Raw genomic sequence first — 18,445 nt, 5'->3', positions numbered from 1 at the left:
AAAGCCCCTTGAGTTCGTTCAAGGGGCTTTTTGATTTTTAGCGCGTCAGCGTCCACAAACTCTCGCCAGTCCGCAAATTGGCCATTGCCAAGCCGTCGCTAGTTTGAATTAGCAAGGCATTACCAGTCCGGGTTAATTTCGGCACTTGACCAATAAACATCTGCTGTTGAAACGACCAGCCAACCGTACCATCTTGGCGTTTGAGCAATTGCACCCGCACCAAATCATCAATTTCAGGATCGAGCCAGCCGAAAACTACGCCCTCGCCAGGTACAATCACTGCTTTGATCCCATCGCTACCACTCCACTCATGCGACTCGCCCAAATCGTCAAGCCGCCAAATGAGTTCAGCGGTTTGGGCATTGATCGCTAAAATGCTGACTGTATTGGTGCCGCGCTGCTTGACTGCCGAAACATACAAAACATCGTTATCAAAACCTAGGGGTGTTAGGGCATAATCGGCCAATGTATAGCGTACAATTTGGTGTTCAGCCGAGATGATTGCCAAAGCCGATTCGGTACTTAATACTAAAGATTTGCCATCACTCACGGGAATTTTATTGTAATCCAAACTATCAGCAAATACTTCTTCAAGCTCAATACTCCAACGCTGTGATTGATCAATCCCTATTGCTGAGAGCGTGATTGGTTCAGGGTCACTTTGTAAGCGTAAAATCCCCTCCTTGGTTTGAGGATCTGCCACCCATTCAACATCATCAGTCCAATCGTTATTTAATTGCAGTGCTTGGCGTTGTTCACCAGTTTTTAGGGCATAGCACGTTAGAAATTCTAAGCCTGATTCTGCATCACGTTCAGTCCCACATAGCTCATCGCCCAACCGAGCCAAATTGCTTGCATAGCGATCAACCAAAGTTTTTTGCCAACGCTGGCTGCCCGTTTTCAATTCATAGGCCGTTAAAATATTATCGTAGGTCTGAATCACCAATAGATCATCAACAATAAAGAGCATTGGTGGATTGGTTTGAATGCGATCAGTTAAGCGAGTTTGCCAGCCAAATGTGCCATCTTGACTATTAAATAAGCGAAAATCACGTTCTTTAATCACTGCTACATATGAATCAAGCGCGATCAAATCATAGGATTCGCTACCAAGCTCAGTTTGCCAAACTGGTTTGCCATCAGCGCCATCGAGCAAAGCCATTGAATATTGGCTATTGTTTGAAAGTTGTACCAACAGTTCGTTACGCTCGTCGCCGTTGCGATCATAGGCTAATTGGGTTGAATGATAAAGCACTGAGCCGGCGATAGCTGGTTCATTTGCCGTACTTCCACCAACGGCTGTTTCCATCTGTGAAGAGACTTGGGTAATGCTCGATTCAAAGGCCTCGCTCATCACATTATTGACGAAAAAATAGATTCCACCGCCAATCCCGAGCGTTAGCACAAAAATAATTAATAATACTGGCATACACGAGGAACGATCCTGCCGATAGGGCGACATATTCGGATTCCATTGATTCGACATGGGTGGCTCCTTAGTACAAGCAATCCTTCAACCAACCCAAGAACGCTACTCCATTGAAGACAAACGCGATTATAGTTTGACTGGCTGCATCACTTGGCTCTGCAACCAATCGATCACACAATCTTTGTTGCGTTCGCGATTACTCAAACGCTCCCAGTAGTTGAAAAAATGTTCACGGAATGATTGGGCAATTGTCCGATCATGAATAATAATATTGACGTTTTCGCGACCATCTTCAGTATCGGCTGCTTGCCACGATTCCAAAATCAAGGTTTGACGACCTTCGACCTTCCAAGCTACGGGAAAGTAGGCTGGATCAATCGCATCAACAATCGCTAATTGATAATTTGGATACACCTGCAAGAGCCAGATCACATGGCGCAACCATGCCAAAGCCTCGGCTACCGTCAATTGACTTTGCGGTTGATCGCGCAGCCAATCATCGGCAGGCAGCTCGCCATGGCTCAATAAACGCAAAATTGCGGTTTTGGTAACAACATGACGCGCCTCGTGCTGGCGATCTTGCAGAAATTGCTCAAATAAATGGACACGTTGGCGATGATGATCTAACAGTTGCTGACACCACAATTCCAAATGGGTCTGTTCTTGCAGTGAACGCACTAAGGGTGCTTGCAAAATCCGTTGAATACAAGCGTTGCGAATTGCAATTGGCATCGATTGAAAGCTTAGACCTTCTTTTAACAACAATTGAGCGCCATCCTCGACCTCAAATTGCAAGGCCAAGGCTTTAAAATCTAATGAACGTTCGGGATAGACCTCGAGCAGCGGTTGGGTCTGCGAACGCATGGTGGTGGCAAATTGGCTAATTAATGGGTAATGTGGGCTATCAGGGGGAAAGAAAAAGCCACTATCAACATGTCTGGATTGGCGACTGCCAAACAACCATAACGCCCCTTGACCAGGCACGATAATCACATCGGCGGGTGCGCCAGGCAGTACATGGTTGGGGAAGAGATAGGGTTGATATTTGCCGCGATAGCCCAGCATCGAAAGCATGCGGGCAATTAATTCGAAGCGATGTTGATTTTCAATCCGTAAACGCCAGAGATGCACCACATTCCAGCCAGCGTGCAAGGCTTGGCGCAAAGCTGCTCGCCATGGCACCGCCAATTCAGGAAATACCGTCAATGGGTCATGCTCACTTTGAAAGGTCACGACAATTTCAGCCCCAGGCCATGGGCTTTGCTTGGCGGCGGCGGTCACCATGGCAATCGCCTGCAATAGGATTGATTGGACACCCTCCAAAACTGCACCTTTATTAGCAATTGGCAAGAGGGCTGGGTCAAGTTTCGGTGGTTCAGGCATCAAGCCTGCTTGGGCAGTGGTGAGCACTTGGCTAATTGCTTGCTCGGCGCTGGCGGCCAAACTGCCCTCGTCCAAACCCAAGGCCCGCTCGTAGGCATGCAAAAATGCACTGGTTGGCTTAGAAACCCCCGTCTCGACAGCTGAAATATAGCCTTTGGTATAGCCGACCAGCCCGACCATCTCGGTTAGTGAAATCCCACGTTCTTCGCGGAGTAGACGAAGGTACGACGTACCTTGCTTGGATTTGCGTCCCACAGGCAGTACCTCGGTGAACCCCTATGGCTGAGCCGGCCACGAGGGTTCAACAATTGATAGGTTGATGATTGGCAACGACGATGTTGAGGTGTGCGCCTTCGCGCTTCTCCGGCAGTGTTATTGCTTGAGCCACGTCATAAAAAGGCCGTAATCATCAAACAATCTAACAAACAATCTAGTTGATTCAAACAATTTCGTCAATTATAGTAGGTTATGTGTTAAGAAGTTTTTACTTCTTGAGCAAGCCCGCTTTGCTGGGACACGGCTTTGGCTCAATAACACAACATCGTTTGGTCTGTGCATAAGGAGCTATCATGGAACGATCTGGACGCTGGACAATTCGTCGGGTACGGTCTGCGGTCATTGCAACGGTGTTGAGCACATCAGTATTGTTGGGCGGCTACGCTGCCTCAGCCAAAGACAACAAAAAAGTCGAAGTTTATCCGCTCCCTGTTGTTGACGAAAAGCAACCTGGTTCCGAACAATTGCCCCCACCAGATAAAATTGTCGGTGGCTCGGCGGCTACCGCTGGTGAATTCCCCTGGCAAGCTCGGATAGCTCGTAACGGCAGCCTACATTGTGGTGGCTCGTTGATTGCTCCCCAATGGGTTTTGACTGCTGCGCACTGTGTTCAAGGCTTCTCGGTATCATCACTCAGCGTGGTGATGGGCGACCACAACTGGACGACCAACGAAGGCACCGAACAAAGCCGCACAATTGCCCAAGCAGTTGTTCACCCAAGCTACAATTCATCAACCTACGATAACGACATTGCTTTGTTGAAACTCAGCAGCGCTGTAACCCTCAACAGCCGCGTTGCCGTGATTCCTTTCGCCACCAGCGCTGATAGCGCCTTGTATAACGCAGGGGTGATGTCAACCGTCACTGGTTGGGGCGCGTTGACCGAAGGTGGTTCATCACCAAACGTCTTGTACAAAGTGCAAGTGCCTGTGGTTTCAACCGCTACCTGTAACGCCTCAAACGCCTACAACGGCCAAATCACTGGCAACATGGTGTGTGCTGGCTACGCTGCTGGCGGCAAAGACTCATGCCAAGGCGATAGCGGTGGTCCATTTGTCGCTCAAAGCAGCGGCTCATGGAAACTCAGCGGTGTTGTGAGCTGGGGCGATGGTTGTGCCCGCGCCAACAAGTATGGCGTGTACACCAAAGTTTCCAACTACACCAGCTGGATCAACAGCTATGTCGGTACGGTAACCCCAACCAGCACCCCAGTGCCAGGTACTCCAGTGCCAACTAGCACCCCAGTGCCAGGAACCCCAGTGCCAACCAGCACCCCTGTGCCAGGTGGCAGCTTGCAAAATGGTGGCTTCGAAAGCAGCGCTAACTGGGTTCAAAGCTCAAGTGGTGGTTATGCAGTTATCTCAACCACTCGCCCACGTAGCGGCTCGTATAGCGCCTTCTTGGGTGGTTACAACAGTGGCACCGACAACATCTATCAAAGCGTGACCGTTCCATCAAATGGTGTGTTGCGCTACTACTGGTACATGAGCACCCAAGAAAGTGGCAGCACTGTCTACGACCGCTTGTATGTTCGTCTCTACAACAGCAGCGGCTCATTGATCACTACCCTGCGCACTTGGAGCAATGCTAGCACCAAGAACACTTGGACGCTAGACACGATTAGCCTCTCGGCCTACGCTGGCCAAACCGTGCGTGTCCAATTCGTTGGCACCACCGATAGCAGCTTGACTACCTCGTTCTTCGTGGACGATGTGACCCTGCAATAAGCCAACGCTTGATCAACAATCCATCGCAAGCCCTAGTCTACCTCGGTAGATTGGGGCTTTTTTTATGGCCAACTGTTTGCTATGCTTAAGCTGATGAGCTTCGGCTTGTTGGTCGCGTAGCAGCCAAGCAATTGCCACTCTGGCTTATCACTTTGGAATAGCAGGTTCGATTCCTGACCCGTTACACGCTTATCCACTATTGTACCTGCAAAAGGCTCTGCAAAGCTACGGGCTTTCCGCCAATTGCAGCTTGTGGGGCGGCGTGTAACATCATGTTTGAGAGGTAGATCGTATGGGTGATGATGTTTTGGGTTTAATTGTTCTGCTATTGATTATTATCACGATCACTGCAATCCGTTTCTTTCCAGCTAGTACAATTTATGAGCATGAACGTGGCTTGCTCTACAAACATGGCAAGTTTCAACGGGTGCTTGAGCCTGGCAAATACCGCTTTATGCGGCATGCTTATGAGATCTCACGGATTGATGTGCGCCCAAGTTCGCTCAGTTTGAGCGGCCAAGAAATGTTCAGCGCCGATTTGATCAGCGTTAAGCTCAATTTGGTAGCCAATCTCCAGATCGACCAGCCCGATCGTTGGACGCATAGCCATGTCAGTGCCCAAACGGTTGTTTATAATGAGTTACAGGTGGCTTTGCGCGAGGTGATCGCTGGCTATACCCTCGATCAACTTTTGGCTGATCGCAGTATGATCGCGCCACAAATTTTGGCGCTGGTACAACCCAAGGCCAACGAGCTGGGTGCAATCATTCAAACGATCCAAATCAAAGATTTTAGCTTGCCAGCCGAGTTGAAACGGGCTGCCTTGCAACAAGCCAAAGTCCAACGCGAAACCGCCGCTGCACTGGAACAAGCGCGTGGCGAGCAAGCTGTGCTACGTAGTTTGGCCAATGCTGCTCGCATGCTTGAGCGCAATCCAGCCTTGATGAATTTGCGGGTGTTGCAAGCGCTCGATAGCAACAAGAGCAATACAATTGTGCTGCATGTGCATCAATCAAACAATGATCAAACAATTGCTAGTGAATTTAGCCAGCCTGAAGTTTAGGAAAATCTATGCGTGGTTTGACCCTCGGCAAATTTGCCCCCTTGCACAAAGGCCATCAACTGATGATTGAAACGGCGCTTAGCGAGGTGGCTGAGCTGCAAATTATCATTTACGATAGCCCTGAGCAAACTAGTGTGCCGTTGCCAGTTCGGAGCGCTTGGCTGCGTGAGCTTTACCCCCAAGCCCAAGTGATTGAGGCGTGGGATGGGCCAAGCGTGACTGGCAATACTCGCGAAATTCAGCAGCTTCACGAAGATTATGTGATCCAGCAACTTGGTATTAGCAATATCAGCCATTTTTATGCGAGCGAATTTTATGGCGAGCATATGAGCCAAGCACTGGGCGCAATCAATCGCCAAGTTGACCCGCCGCGCAGCCAAGTGCCAATCTCGGCGACCCAAATTCGTAGCGATCCCTATCGCTATCGTGAGTTTTTGCACCCACGGGTTTACCGCGATTTGATTATGAAAATCGTGTTGCTTGGTGCACCCTCAACTGGCAAAACTACGCTCGCTGCTGCGCTGGCCGAAACATTCAATACCCAGTGGATGCCCGAATATGGCCGTGAATATTGGGAGCACCATCAGAGCAATCGGAGGCTCACGCCACAGCAATTGGTCGAAATTGCCGAGGGCCATCTTGAGCGCGAAGAACAGCGCCTACTGGAAAGCAACCGTTATCTTTTTGTCGATACCAATGCCTTAACCACCTACCATTTTGCGCTCAGCTACCATGGCATGGCTGGGCCACGTTTGGCCCAACTCGCCGACCAAGCCCAACAGCGCTACGATTTGGTGTTGGTGTGCGATACAGACATTCCCTACGACGATACTTGGGACCGTTCGGGTGAAGTTCAACGAAGCATATTTCAAAAACAACTTTTTGCCCAATTGCAGCAGCGTCGCCAACCCTATTATCTAATTGGCGGCCCACTTGAGCAGCGGATCGCCCAAGTGCAAAACTTATTACAACGTCATCAGCTTTATCACAATCTGCTTACCAACCCAGCCTGAGGTGTTTTATGGATCTTGCAAGTTTCTTCGATATTAATACGATTGCCTTTACGCTCTTTGGCTATCCAATGAGCTATCTCGAATTGGCTGGCACGATCTTCAATTTGTGGTCGGTGTGGCTGGTTGGGCGTGGGCGCATCAGCAATTGGCCAATTGGCTTAATCGGCGTGGTACTTTTCTTCGTGCTGTTCTACCAAATTCAACTCTATGCCGACACGTTTGAGCAAGTTTACTACTTTTTTACTGGCATTTACGGCTGGTGGCATTGGTCGAAGCCGAAAGAGCAAGCCGCCAAACCGCGTTACAGCTCAGGCAACTACAATCTGCTAGCCTTGGGCATTACCGTAGTTGGCACGCTGATTTTAGCGTTTATTATTGGCAATCTTGATCAATGGCTGCCTGCCTATTTTCCTCAACCCGCGACCTATGTTTTGGTTGATTCACTGACCACCGTGATGAGCTTCACGGCGACGATTTTGATGGCTCAACGTCGAATCGAATGTTGGTATTATTGGATTACGGTTGATGTGATTGCGATTTGGCTGTATAGCGTTAAGGGTACACTCTTGGTCGCGCTACTGTATGCAATCTTTTTGGTATTGGCCAGCAATGGTTGGCGTTTATGGCGCAAAGCCAGTTAAACAAAAAAACACCCTACGGTGCTTTTTGTTAGTGAGTGGCGACTCCGGGGCGAGTCGAACGCCCGACCTTTTCCTCCGCAGGGAAACGCTCTATCCACTGAGCTACGGAGTCGCATTTTAGAATATAGCCTGCATTAAATAAAAAAAGCACTTTCGAGTGCTGCCATGTTGGTGGCGGGAAGGGTGGGATTCGAACCCACGAAGGTTTTTACACCTTGCCGCATTTCGAGGGCGGTACATTCAACCGGACTCTGCCACCTTCCCTAGTGGGGTTTTGATTGTAAATAAGTGGCGACTCCGGGGCGAGTCGAACGCCCGACCTTTTCCTCCGCAGGGAAACGCTCTATCCACTGAGCTACGGAGTCGCGTTGAGTTTGCGTTGCGTTTCAGCAACGTTTGAAAGTATAGCACAGCTCGTTTTATTTTGCAAATTTAGCTCTTGCTTGCAAGCAAACCCTGAATTCTACTGGTTTCAGGGCTTGCTTGCAGACGCGTGATCAACCATGTTTTATTTTAAAGGCGTGAGCACAAATGTATTATTGAAGAGCGCATTGCCCTCGCGCATAGCCAACCCAACGTAACCACCAGAATACGGCTTTGCTAGAGTATGCTTGAAACAAGCTTGACCATCCAGTGAGATCGTCATTTGAGCATACCGATCATAGCTGACTTTCAGCTTGTACACGACATCTTTTTGAATTGGGAGCTGACAACGGGCCAAGGGGACATCAGCATACCGCACTAATCCTCCCTTTGGATCAGGGTACTCAAATAAGCCCAGCTCGCCACCATTGTTGCTACTCATATACACAATCAGCGCTTCCTTAGTCGCAGGACCAATAGATTCGCTCGTATCACGAGATTCGCTAAACATGACCAAACCAGCTGTTGCTTGTTCATGGACTGGGTCGGCAACCAACAGGATGTCACTTTCAAAAATAAATTGATCGGGTGTTGGAGTATTGGATAGATAAAACCCATTATCAATGGCGGAGAGCAACAAACCACGCTTGATTTTCTGAGCGGCTAGAGCATTCGCTGGCCACACAAGATCGCTAACCTGCCACGGTTCGGCCAAGTTGGTTGCGAAGTTTTCAATCAATGCGGGCTGGGTGAGTTGGATATTTTTAAAGTTTGCTGCTGAATTATATACACTCAAGCCAACAAAACCCTCGATATAACTACTATCCATTGTATAGTCAATCACGGTCTGCCCATTCAGCAGCACTTTGAGGTATGGGCCAATAAATTCTACATTCAGCGTATATTGCTGACCTGGCATAATTGGAGTCTTCACAATTTTGATCGGCTGATAGGGGAACTTGAATAATTTAATTTCGCCGCCATCAATCGTTGAAATGCCAACTCCATAACTGCCATTGGTTGGGGCAAGCTTATCTTCTACGCGAAACAGCAAGGCAGCAGTTGCAGGCTGCTCTGGATCAAACTGAATATCAGCACTCAATTGGCCATTGGCGGTGTTGCTATCGGCAATATAAAAACTATCGCCAGCCCCGGTGCCCCGCAGCGTATCAGCAATTTCAAGCCATGGGTCAGTCAACGGCAATTTAACCCAAGGTGCTACGAGGTTGGTTTGCACCGCACTAGCCGCCAGCGGAGAACCTTGATTGTTAAGATAAACATGGTCAAAGTGTGCGACTTCGTTATTGACCATTAATCCAGCATAGCCAATGGTATTCGGATCAGGATCAGCTACGTCGATCATCAAATTACCATCAACCCAAACCTTGATCCGTGGGTCGGGGGCTGGCGATACGGCAACTTTGAGTTGATAGAGTTGGTCTGTTTGCACTTCCAATGGCACAACCTGGATAATTGTGGCAGCCGAGTCAAATTTGAATAGCTTTACCGCTGGTTGGCCGGTTGGGCCTTTGGTAGTCAACGTTACGCCATAACCAGTTGCCCGTTCAGGATTTGCTAAAGCAGGGACGCGAAATACCAAACCAGCAGCATGTTCTTTGGTATCTGCTTCAATCCGATCTTCCATCAGCAACTTGGTTTCAAGCGTAAATAGATGCTCATGAGTATTCTCAGCGAGATAAAACCCAGTATATAGTTTGTCGGTGAGTGGATCAGAAAAAAGCTCAATCCCCCTTTCATTACGAAGCTTATGCAATTGCCCTTTTACTAATTGCCATCGATCAATATTCGTATCTGCTACATCAAGTGGATCGGGGCATGCTTTTTCATAATGATAGCCGTTATAACTAAACCAAAGCATGTATCCAGCTGTCCCTGAGATTGGAATACTAATTTGATCGGTTGGGCGGGATTCAATTTCAGTATCTGAAGTAATAATGTATACGTCGCTATAGCCAGGACCATAGAGGATCTCCTCACAGTGCTGTTGGCTAAAATCAAGTGGCGATCCTGTAGCAATATAAGTTCTAGTTGAGCCTAATTGGTTTCTCCGCCCAAAATATAAAAAACCAGCAATTGCCACTAACCCCAATCCAATGATGATTATCGAACGAACGTGCTTAAACATGCATCTCTCCCATGCTGAAATCGGTCTCTCATTGAGTAGATGTTTATACCAAATTCCACTATAACCCAATACGTTGATTGATCAAAAAAGTTTTTCATGCAGCTTTGGCTTGTAACGCTGGTGTAACAGGGCTTTGCGATACTCCTTGTGAGCGAAGATTTTCAAGTTATCAAGGAGTCTGAGCTATGTATCATGTTCCTAACAACCCTAACATTCAATCATCATTCGAAAGCATTTTTGATGCATGTATTCAACGTGGGCCTGGGCTTGGTGTTTCGATTGGCGCAATCTATGGCTATTATTTCACCGCAATTTATGGCCTGATTGTGGCTGGAATTATCGGTGGTATCGTCGGGGTCGTTGGGAGTGTGATCTTAGCTATTGTGATTTATGCTTGGCAGCAATTGTTTCAGTCACGCAATCTAAATTTATACCATCTGTATTGGTTTGCTCCCTTAAGTATTGTTTCGGTTTATAGCCTAGCGGGCTATGGTCTACTTGCTCAGCAAGACAACTTGGGTGAATATTTCTATGAACTTTTGGCAAACATGACAGTATCCAATCAATTGAGTCGGTTTGTGACCTGGCCAAGTTTGATCATTACTGTCACGATGATGATCGGACTCCCAATCATCCTTGATAAAAGTCAGACACCATAATTTGTAACGCTGGTGTAACAGGGGTTTGCGATACTCTTTGTGAGCGAAGGTAATTTTATAAGGGAGTATCTCAGATGTATCAAGTTTCTACGAATCAGCTTGGAAAATCTCATTTTAGGCTTATTTTTACTGAATGTGTACAGCGTGGGATGAAGCTTGGAACTATGCTTGGCTCTGGTTATGGATTATTAGCAGGTTTGATTTTTGGCTTGCCAGTTGGCTTTTTAATTGGGCTAGTCGCAGGGTTTATCGGCGGGCTTATTTTAGCACTATGTATTTTTGCTTGGCGTAAATGGCTCAATCCATATCAATTTGACGAACGCGCTATCCGCTGGTTAGCTCCGTTGCCGCTTAGTGCGACCTATATTGTCGTTGCCTATCATATCAATTCATTTGGCGATTTTGGTTTGTATCTTAAATTGCTGCTCCAAAGTGTTACTAAATATAGTTATTTAAGTATCTTTGTAAGCTGGCCATGTATTATTATGAGCATGACGTTGATTATCGTCATCCCTAGCATTCTCTCCGAAACCCGGCCACTTGATTGAACTATGTAACAGTCCTGTAACATGGCCGCGAGATACTTCCGTTTAAGCGAAAAATCTGCTTTAATCGGGAGTATCTCAGATGAATCGTCAACAGAGTGATCTTCCTAAACCCAGCCTTGATCAATTGATCGATGATTGTTTTGGCTATGGCATCCGTTTAGGCACGATTATCGGTAGCATCTATGGTTTTGGGCTTGGTGCGGGATTTCATGTTTTTATTGGCTTGCCGGCAGCTATCATTGGCTTAGTTTATGGGTTTTTAATGGGCGTGATTGGCAGCCCAATTGTGGCAATCATCATCTACAATTGGCGCAGATGGGTTGCGGCAAATTTTATCGGCAATCTCGGCTTATGGCTGCTAACGCCAATCATGTTAAGTTGTTTGCACTGCCTCAGTTGGTATCCATTTTTTGCGGCCAACTACTCGCTGAGCGAATATATTGGCTTGTTTTTCGGTCGCGAAACTCAGCTGTTTTACTTTTATATTTTTATTCGTTATCCCAATTGGCTGATGAGTTTCTTCTTGCTATTATTCTTACCATTATTTTTAGATGGAATAGACTCGATTGAATAGGAGAGGTTATGCTTCAACCCACGCTTTCGGCCTACCCTAAGCCCAATCTCTGGACAGTCAGCAAATTTAGCCTTGGTTTTGGTATGGCAATTGGTTGCTTAGCTGGGGCAGCCTACGGTTTTTGCCTCAGTTTACTCGGAATTAGCAGCCCCCTATTTTTGCCCGCAGCAGGTTTGGCACTGGGCTTTGGGGCGGTTTTTGGGTTGGGGTTTGGGTTCGCCGAGGGTTTAATCTTAGCCCTTGGCATTTACAGTTGGCGACGTTGGCTTGATCCACAGCAACAAGCCGAAAAATGGTTGGTTTGGCTATTGCCAGCGCTGATCGTGGGAATTCTATTTGGTGTTCGTTGGCTGATGATTCAAGCTGATTCCAGCGATATCGCTTTGTGGCCTTTGATTTTGCACCCAATTGCGATTGTGATCAGCGGCGTGTTGGTCCGTTTAGTCTTACCAAATCTGCTTAACGAAACAACAAGCGAATATCTGTAATTGGATGACTCAGAGTACAATTGCTCTGAGTCTCTTTTATATTTGAGCATTTAAGATGCAAGAGCCAAATTATCATGTGCCAAACAACCAGCCACGTAGTACATTTGGCATAAAACTGTTGTGCTTTTTCAATCTCGCTAGCGTTGGGCTATTTGGCTATGCGATTATTGTGATGCTTAAGTGTAGCCGCAGTGAATGCAGTGTTTTTAGTTTTATGGGCTTATTCATCCCAAGCTTGCTTAGCTCAATGATCCTCTTGTTGATTGGAATTTATCGATTTAATCGAACCCCGAAACGACTGCGCTGGATCACGCTTGCCTTGCCGCTGCTGCCAATGCTTGGGATTTATATTGTGCCATTTTTGGGATAAATTAATTATTGAAATTAAAAAGGATTTTTATGCCAAAGTCTGAATATCATGTGCCAAGCACCGTTAGGAAACCAAGACGCGGCATTATAATATTAGCAGTTTTAGATCTTTTAAATACAAGCTTCTTTTGCATTGGCTTTTTTTCTATTATTGTTGGGACTGCATGTAGAACAGATCGTGAAGGCATATGTCGGGTAGCATTATCACTAGGGCTATTGATTAGTGGTATTTTCTCTCTATCATTATTGGTAATTGGAATTATATGCCTTGATGAAACATCAAAATTTATACGTTGGTTTACCATCGGGCTACCGCTCATCCCAATACTTTTTGTGGCTTTTGTATATCTGCCCGCCTTATTTTAATAGCAAAGAGCGCTGCACTCAATTATCGAGTGCAGCGCTCTTGAAGTATCTACCAGCTACCACCGGAATCGCCGGAGCTGCTATCGCCGCCCCAATCGCCGCCGGAATCGCCGGAACCGCCACTGAACATGCCGCCCCAGCCGCCACCAGAATCACCGGAGTCGCTGCTAGAGCTATTGGAGCTACCGCCGCCGCTCCAGCCGCCACCGCCACCACTGCCCCAACCGCCGCCGTGGTGATGATTACCGCCACTATTCATCATAGAGCCGATAAACATCCCCGTCAGCAAATCGCCAAAATCGTTATCGCGATCGCGGCGATGGCCCGAATATTGGCCACTTGGATACTGGCCGCCATACTGTTGAGGATGGCTTTGTTGGTAGGTTTGGGCAGCACTTTGGATAATTTGAGCCGCTTGGTGGGCATAACCATTGGCTTCACGGGCACTTGCCGCAATCTTTTTAAGTTCCTCAGCATTGGCATTGGGGTTATATTGCCGCAGCGTTTGTTGGGCTTGGGTTAGCAAACTGCGCCCATTCGAGTTTGCCGGCAGCACATGGCCATATTGGTTATACCATTGATTGGCGTTGTTGAGCGATTGTTGGGCAACTTGAAACGCCTCTGAAGCTTCGCGCCGCAAGACTTCCAGCGATTGGAAGGTTTCGTACATGGCGCTATACAACGGGGCTGCTTGGCTAATAACCGTGTTATAGCCACCAATCGCCGCATCCAATGCTCCAGCGCGGGCTTCTTCTTCATTGCGATCGGCAGACAGCAACGAGGTGTCAGCTTCGCTCAGCGTGCGACCCAAGCTATCGATTTTTTTACGATGCTCAGGCGTGGCCTCGACTGGATGTAATTGAGCAAAATTTTGCAATTTGCCTAGCTCAGCCTGGGCTGCTTTGGCCAAATCTTTGGCTTGAGCACGCTTGGCGTTCATCGTTTCAACTTCAGAACGAGCGCCAGCCAAAGCTTGGTCGGCATATTGGCGAGCTTGAGTAACCTGTTGCAAGACGCTGATCCAATTTGGTTTTTCACGCGCCAATTGGCTTTCAACGTTTTGAATTAAGGCTTCGGCTTGATTCAAGGCTTTTTCGGGCACTTTGCCAACATCGGCATCGTTGTTGCGCACATAGCCCCAACCAAGCTTAATATCGCGCTTGGCATCTTCAATTTGATGGGTTGCACTTTTTTGGGCTTCGCGCAAGTCGGCCAAGCGCTGGCTAATCGCGCTCAACAAGGTATCCGCATAGACCAAACGCCCTTCGGCAGTTTCCAAATCTTCCAAACCACCAGCCCAATCATCTTGATCAGGGGCGATTTTGGCTTGGGCAGTTTGCCAAAGTTGATGGGCTTGGGCCACAGCCGAAGCTGCCTCGCTGCCGTTGCCACGAATATCGCTCCACGATTCGGGAGCATATTGGTTGACTTCCGTAAACTCGTTGCGACTGGCTTCGAGGCGATTGTTCAATTCCAAGCCACGAGCATTAACCGCTTCGAGGCGTTGGTTGAACGATTGCTGAGTGTTAGCGAAATCTGGGCCAAGTTTATAGGCGCGTTGGGCGATTCGCTCGGCTTCATCGACCAAATCACTGGCATCAGTTTGGTTAATTTGCACCGCAGCATTTTGCAAAACTTGCTGACCTTCAGCGACCAACTGTTTCACGCCACTAGCGCGTTTGCCGCTTAAACCAGCCAAACTTTCTTCGGCGGCATTAAGTTGGGCCTCGGCGCTTTTCAGCCGATCAAGCAATGGCTGAAGTTTGATCAATTGTTCCGACGCTGCACTAGCAGATTGCCGAGCATCGTTAGCATGTTGTGATGCTAAGGCTGCGGCGGCCTGCGCTACTTGTTGTTGAATTGTGGCAACTTGAGCTTGCGCCTGTTGTCCACCGATTCGTTGCAACAAGTCGGCAGCGTCGGTTACCATTTTTTTGCGCGGTCAACCTCGCCTGGCGCTTGAGCATTGATCGTATCAAGCTCCTTGCGCAAAGCATCCATTGCTTGCAATTCGCTGGTAATTTGGCGTACTTGGTTGGTAATGCCATCGTAGCCACCAGCCGCACCCTCTAAATCGGTCACCGATGGACTTGGCAAATCGCCAATCCGATCGTTAATATCATCAAACTGTACTTTGAGCTGGGTAAAGCTACTTTCAACCGCCCGATGCCGTCGTTCTAATTCGTTGGCTTGGGTCGTTGGATAGCTAATTTTATCGAAACGCTGTTTTTCAGCAGCATCGCGCATTGCCTGACCAAGGTCGGCAATCCCGACCCCAGCATTGCGTTTGGCTTGGTCAAAGCGAGCGCGGGTATTAGCTTGTGCACCTAAATCGGCAGCTTGGTTCGAACGGCGCTTGAGCAAACCAGGCACCACAAAGAACCCAATCGCGACTAAGGCGATAATCACAATCACCCAAACTAAGCTTGAGCCAAGCCCACTGCTGCTACTGCTGCTTTGTGAGCTGCTCGAAGCGGCTCCTGCTGGATCATTAATCACTCGCGCAGTTGCAGTCATGGCATCAACCAACCCACGAGTAGGGTCGTTGACCTTTAACCCAGCATTCAGTTGATTATTGCGAATCGAATCCGATTGATTGCCAGTGGTCAAAGCTTGATTGTAGTCGATGCCTGGCAAAATCGAGCTATAGCGTGGGTCGAATGAAACATAATAGATCAAGACATTACTTGGGCGATCGCCAGCTTTTGAGCTATTGCCAATCCCAAGCGATTTCAGGCGGCTATCCAAATAGGCAGTTTCACTTTGGCCATTGGTGCTATCGGTCAGCACTACCACCACCAATGCGCCTTTATCGGTTAATTGACGAGCTGCCGTGTTGATTCGACTTTCATCAACATCAACCCCATTATTATCGATCACCACCCGTGCATCTTGGGCAAAACTAGGCGCAGCAAACAGCATTAAACTGAGCACCCAGAGCATAAGTATGCCCCAGCGACGTTGTTTCATAGCCAACCTCCAACAAGAAAGAACCGAGCTTGGATTAGGAAGCGAGACAGCCATAGCCTAATCCAAGCCATGGCTATAGCGGCTTAACCATTACTACTACGCAAGTGCTTGCTCAAGGTCGCGCAATAAATCATTAATATCTTCGATTCCAACCGAAAGCCGCACTAAATTGGCTGGTACTTCAAGTTTCGAGCCAGCAACGCTCATATGGGTCATGCCAGCCGGCACTTCAATCAGCGATTCAATCCCGCCCAGGCTTTCAGCTAAGGTAAAGAGCTTGGTTTTGCTGACCATAGCGTTGGCAACTTCTGCGCCGCCTTTAAGCAAGATTGAGATCATCCCGCCAAAGCCGCGCATTTGCTCACGTGCCAAGTTATGCTGAGGATGCGATGGCAAACCTGGATAAATTACTTTTTCGACCGCTGGATGCTCAGTGAGGAATTGAGCGATTGCCAAGGCGTTGCGTTCGTGCTCGCGCATGCGAATGCTCAAGGTTTTGACTCCGCGCAAGACTAACCAGCAATCGAATGGGCCTGGTACAGCGCCAGCGGCATTTTGCAAGAACTTTAATTTTTCATACAGCTCATCATTCGAAGTCATAATCGCCCCGCCGACCACATCGCTATGGCCGCCGATATATTTGGTCGTGCTGTGCAGCACCATATCCGCACCCAAGGTAATTGGGCGTTGGTTGTAGGGCGAAGCAAAGGTATTATCAACAATCGTCCAAATGCCATGTTCGCGGGCAACTTTGGTAATGGCAGCAATCGGCGCGAGCTTCAACAGCGGGTTGGTTGGGGTTTCCAGCCAAATCAAGCGGGTATTGGGCTTGATTGCTGCTCGAACCGCCTCAGGATCAGCCATATCCACAAAATCAAAGCTCAGGCCATGTTCAGTCATCACCCGTTGGAACAACCGATAAGTCCCGCCATAGACATCATCGCCACAAATCACATGATCGCCAGCTTTGAGCATAAGCATCAAGGTAGTTGAAGCACCCAAGCCCGAAGCAAATACCAAAGCATGTTTGGCCTCTTCCAAAGCGGCTAAACAGGTTTGTAAAGCGGTGCGAGTTGGATTATCAGTACGTGAATATTCATAGCCAGTATGATCGCCAACTCCGCGTTGGGCATAGGTCGAAGTCTGATAAATTGGCACAATCACAGCGCCAGTTACTGATTCAGGGTCTTGCCCTGCATGGATCGCGCGGGTTGCAAAGCCATAATCCACAAGTGTGCTCCTTCGTATTGCAAAAAGGCGACATTGCCTCTATGCGATTATAGCACGCTGATTTTATTGAGTGAAGAAAACGCCTAAAACCACAAACGGCTCGCATAATGGAGCCGCTTGTGGGAGAGAAGAGAGAGGAGAAGGTTTGACTTTAGTATACATCAAGTACTATAAAACACCATCCCACATACTGGGGTTTTAGGGGTGATTTAGGGGGGATATTGAGCGAAAGTTAAGTTCCTTTAACCATTGTATTGCATCCGCCGCCGTTGCCCCCTGCGAACATAACAAGTAAAGGCTTTGTAAACGACACAAACTTGGCAATATCGCCAACTCGGCTTCGGTCAAAGGTCGAATTGATTGATAGCCAGCGATAATCGCCTGTTGTTGAGCCATTGTACAAGGTTGCCAATTACGATACATGGTCAGGCCATGAACTGCCGTCCAGGCCAACTCAAGCACCAAGCAGCGCCAACCAACTTCTTCAAAATCCAGCACAGCTTGTAATTGATCGCCATTGAAAAGTAGATTGGCGGCTCGAATATCGTTGTGGCAAACGCCACTTGGCAGCTGCTCTAGCCCTTGCTGGGCAAGTTGAGTTAACTCTTGCTGTAACGGCGCAGCATTCGTAGCATCACCAATCCATGCTGCCAACCCCATACATACCTGTTCGAGCGGCAAAAACACCCGTGGAAGTTGCTCAGCCTGTGGATAAGCGCTCAATATTCGCTGAAGCTTGGCAGTTTCTTCACCAATTCTCCATAACTGCTGGCTAGAATCAGGGTTAGGAGGTGTTCCATCAAGCCACTGTTGGAGATATACACATCGTTCGTTAATCTTAAGCACCCGTTGCTCAGCCTTGGTTGGGACGATCAACGGGACAGACATTTGTTGTACTGAAAGCCAGTGTTGAAGCTCAACACTTTGTTCGATTTGTCTATGGCGGTCACGATCAGCACTTATTTTGAAAATCCAACGCTCCTGATCGTGCTTGATCCAAATTATTGCATTGCCAGCACTAATGCTCCAACGCATAATTTGGCTATCGTCGAGGCCATAGTGCTCGTGGAGCAGTGCGGACACCCACGCGCTGGCACTGGCCGAATCCCAGCCAAAACGTTGTTGTAAGGCTTGGGCCGCATCGCCAGTTTCCCACAAAAGATCGAGTTGTTGCATCATTTTAAACTCATGAAAGGATTG

General features: G+C 48.1%; 17 protein-coding genes and 3 tRNA genes. 10 read left to right on the top strand and 10 right to left on the bottom strand.

Going from position 1 to position 18,445, the window contains the following annotated elements:
- Positions 1 to 37 precede the first annotated feature (37 nt).
- Entirely contained in the window at positions 38 to 1,486 is a 1,449-nt protein-coding gene (locus tag LCH85_10010) for a PQQ-binding-like beta-propeller repeat protein (protein MCA0352317.1), read from the bottom strand.
- 69 nt (positions 1,487 to 1,555) lie between these two features.
- A complete protein-coding gene (locus tag LCH85_10005; protein MCA0352316.1) occupies positions 1,556 to 3,067 on the bottom strand; it encodes a helix-turn-helix domain-containing protein in 1,512 nt (503 codons plus the stop codon).
- 314 nt (positions 3,068 to 3,381) lie between these two features.
- Here LCH85_10005 and LCH85_10000 point away from each other — a divergent pair, with 314 nt between their 5' ends.
- From LCH85_10000 to pnuC, 4 genes are all read left to right on the top strand, one after another.
- Entirely contained in the window at positions 3,382 to 4,815 is a 1,434-nt protein-coding gene (locus LCH85_10000; protein MCA0352315.1) for a DUF1986 domain-containing protein, read from the top strand.
- A 292-nt stretch (positions 4,816 to 5,107) separates the two neighbouring features.
- Positions 5,108 to 5,878 carry a slipin family protein gene (locus tag LCH85_09995; GenBank protein MCA0352314.1) on the top strand — a complete coding sequence of 257 codons (771 nt, stop codon included), beginning with the start codon at positions 5,108 to 5,110 and terminating at the stop codon, positions 5,876 to 5,878.
- An 8-nt stretch (positions 5,879 to 5,886) separates the two neighbouring features.
- Positions 5,887 to 6,891: an AAA family ATPase gene (locus LCH85_09990; protein ID MCA0352313.1), complete on the top strand. Its 1,005-nt coding sequence runs from the start codon at positions 5,887 to 5,889 to the stop codon at positions 6,889 to 6,891.
- A gap of 8 nt (positions 6,892 to 6,899) precedes the next feature.
- Positions 6,900 to 7,532 carry a nicotinamide riboside transporter PnuC gene (pnuC, locus tag LCH85_09985; protein ID MCA0352312.1) on the top strand — a complete coding sequence of 211 codons (633 nt, stop codon included), beginning with the start codon at positions 6,900 to 6,902 and terminating at the stop codon, positions 7,530 to 7,532.
- Positions 7,533 to 7,568: 36 nt separating this feature from the next.
- Here pnuC and LCH85_09980 read toward each other — a convergent pair.
- From LCH85_09980 to LCH85_09965, 4 genes are all read right to left on the bottom strand, one after another.
- A tRNA-Arg gene (locus tag LCH85_09980) sits at positions 7,569 to 7,644 on the bottom strand.
- Positions 7,645 to 7,704: 60 nt separating this feature from the next.
- Positions 7,705 to 7,796, bottom strand: a tRNA-Ser gene (locus LCH85_09975).
- A gap of 25 nt (positions 7,797 to 7,821) precedes the next feature.
- Positions 7,822 to 7,897 (bottom strand) — tRNA-Arg (locus LCH85_09970).
- Between the two features lie 143 nt (positions 7,898 to 8,040).
- Entirely contained in the window at positions 8,041 to 9,540 is a 1,500-nt protein-coding gene (locus tag LCH85_09965; GenBank protein MCA0352311.1) for a DUF1080 domain-containing protein, read from the bottom strand.
- A 686-nt stretch (positions 9,541 to 10,226) separates the two neighbouring features.
- Here LCH85_09965 and LCH85_09960 point away from each other — a divergent pair.
- From LCH85_09960 to LCH85_09935, 6 genes are all read left to right on the top strand, one after another.
- Positions 10,227 to 10,700 carry a hypothetical protein gene (locus tag LCH85_09960; GenBank protein ID MCA0352310.1) on the top strand — a complete coding sequence of 158 codons (474 nt, stop codon included), beginning with the start codon at positions 10,227 to 10,229 and terminating at the stop codon, positions 10,698 to 10,700.
- Between the two features lie 74 nt (positions 10,701 to 10,774).
- On the top strand, positions 10,775 to 11,248 hold the full coding sequence (locus LCH85_09955) for a hypothetical protein (GenBank protein ID MCA0352309.1): 474 nt from the start codon (positions 10,775 to 10,777) through the stop codon (positions 11,246 to 11,248).
- Positions 11,249 to 11,327: 79 nt separating this feature from the next.
- The gene (locus LCH85_09950; protein ID MCA0352308.1) at positions 11,328 to 11,822 is read left to right on the top strand and encodes a hypothetical protein; all 495 of its coding nucleotides are present in this window, start codon (positions 11,328 to 11,330) and stop codon (positions 11,820 to 11,822) included.
- An 8-nt stretch (positions 11,823 to 11,830) separates the two neighbouring features.
- Positions 11,831 to 12,310 (top strand): hypothetical protein, encoded by a 480-nt coding sequence (locus LCH85_09945; GenBank protein ID MCA0352307.1) that lies wholly within the window; start codon positions 11,831 to 11,833, stop codon positions 12,308 to 12,310.
- A 55-nt stretch (positions 12,311 to 12,365) separates the two neighbouring features.
- Positions 12,366 to 12,680 carry a hypothetical protein gene (locus LCH85_09940; protein MCA0352306.1) on the top strand — a complete coding sequence of 105 codons (315 nt, stop codon included), beginning with the start codon at positions 12,366 to 12,368 and terminating at the stop codon, positions 12,678 to 12,680.
- 29 nt (positions 12,681 to 12,709) lie between these two features.
- Complete coding sequence (locus LCH85_09935; GenBank protein MCA0352305.1) at positions 12,710 to 13,045, top strand: hypothetical protein; 336 nt, start codon at positions 12,710 to 12,712, stop codon at positions 13,043 to 13,045.
- 49 nt (positions 13,046 to 13,094) lie between these two features.
- On the opposite strand, the gene LCH85_09930 is transcribed toward LCH85_09935, so the two are convergent.
- The 4 genes from LCH85_09930 to LCH85_09915 all read right to left on the bottom strand — a co-directional run bounded on the left by LCH85_09930 (position 13,095) and on the right by LCH85_09915 (position 18,424).
- Positions 13,095 to 14,975, bottom strand: coding sequence for a hypothetical protein (locus tag LCH85_09930; protein ID MCA0352304.1), 1,881 nt, complete (start codon positions 14,973 to 14,975; stop codon positions 13,095 to 13,097).
- A complete protein-coding gene (locus LCH85_09925) occupies positions 14,969 to 16,015 on the bottom strand; it encodes a TPM domain-containing protein (GenBank protein ID MCA0352303.1) in 1,047 nt (348 codons plus the stop codon). Before LCH85_09925 ends, LCH85_09930 begins: the two co-directional genes overlap by 7 nt.
- Before the next feature lie 96 nt (positions 16,016 to 16,111).
- The gene (locus tag LCH85_09920; protein ID MCA0352302.1) at positions 16,112 to 17,245 is read right to left on the bottom strand and encodes a cystathionine gamma-synthase; all 1,134 of its coding nucleotides are present in this window, start codon (positions 17,243 to 17,245) and stop codon (positions 16,112 to 16,114) included.
- A gap of 198 nt (positions 17,246 to 17,443) precedes the next feature.
- Positions 17,444 to 18,424 carry a phosphotransferase gene (locus LCH85_09915; GenBank protein ID MCA0352301.1) on the bottom strand — a complete coding sequence of 327 codons (981 nt, stop codon included), beginning with the start codon at positions 18,422 to 18,424 and terminating at the stop codon, positions 17,444 to 17,446.
- Positions 18,425 to 18,445: the final 21 nt, after the last annotated feature.

It is taken from the genome of Chloroflexota bacterium (genome assembly GCA_020161265.1).
In the GTDB taxonomy this organism is placed as follows: Bacteria; Chloroflexota; Chloroflexia; order Chloroflexales; family Herpetosiphonaceae; genus Herpetosiphon.
Note: the sequence above shows the minus strand (reverse complement) of the source record. Positions and strands in the feature narration are given on the sequence as shown.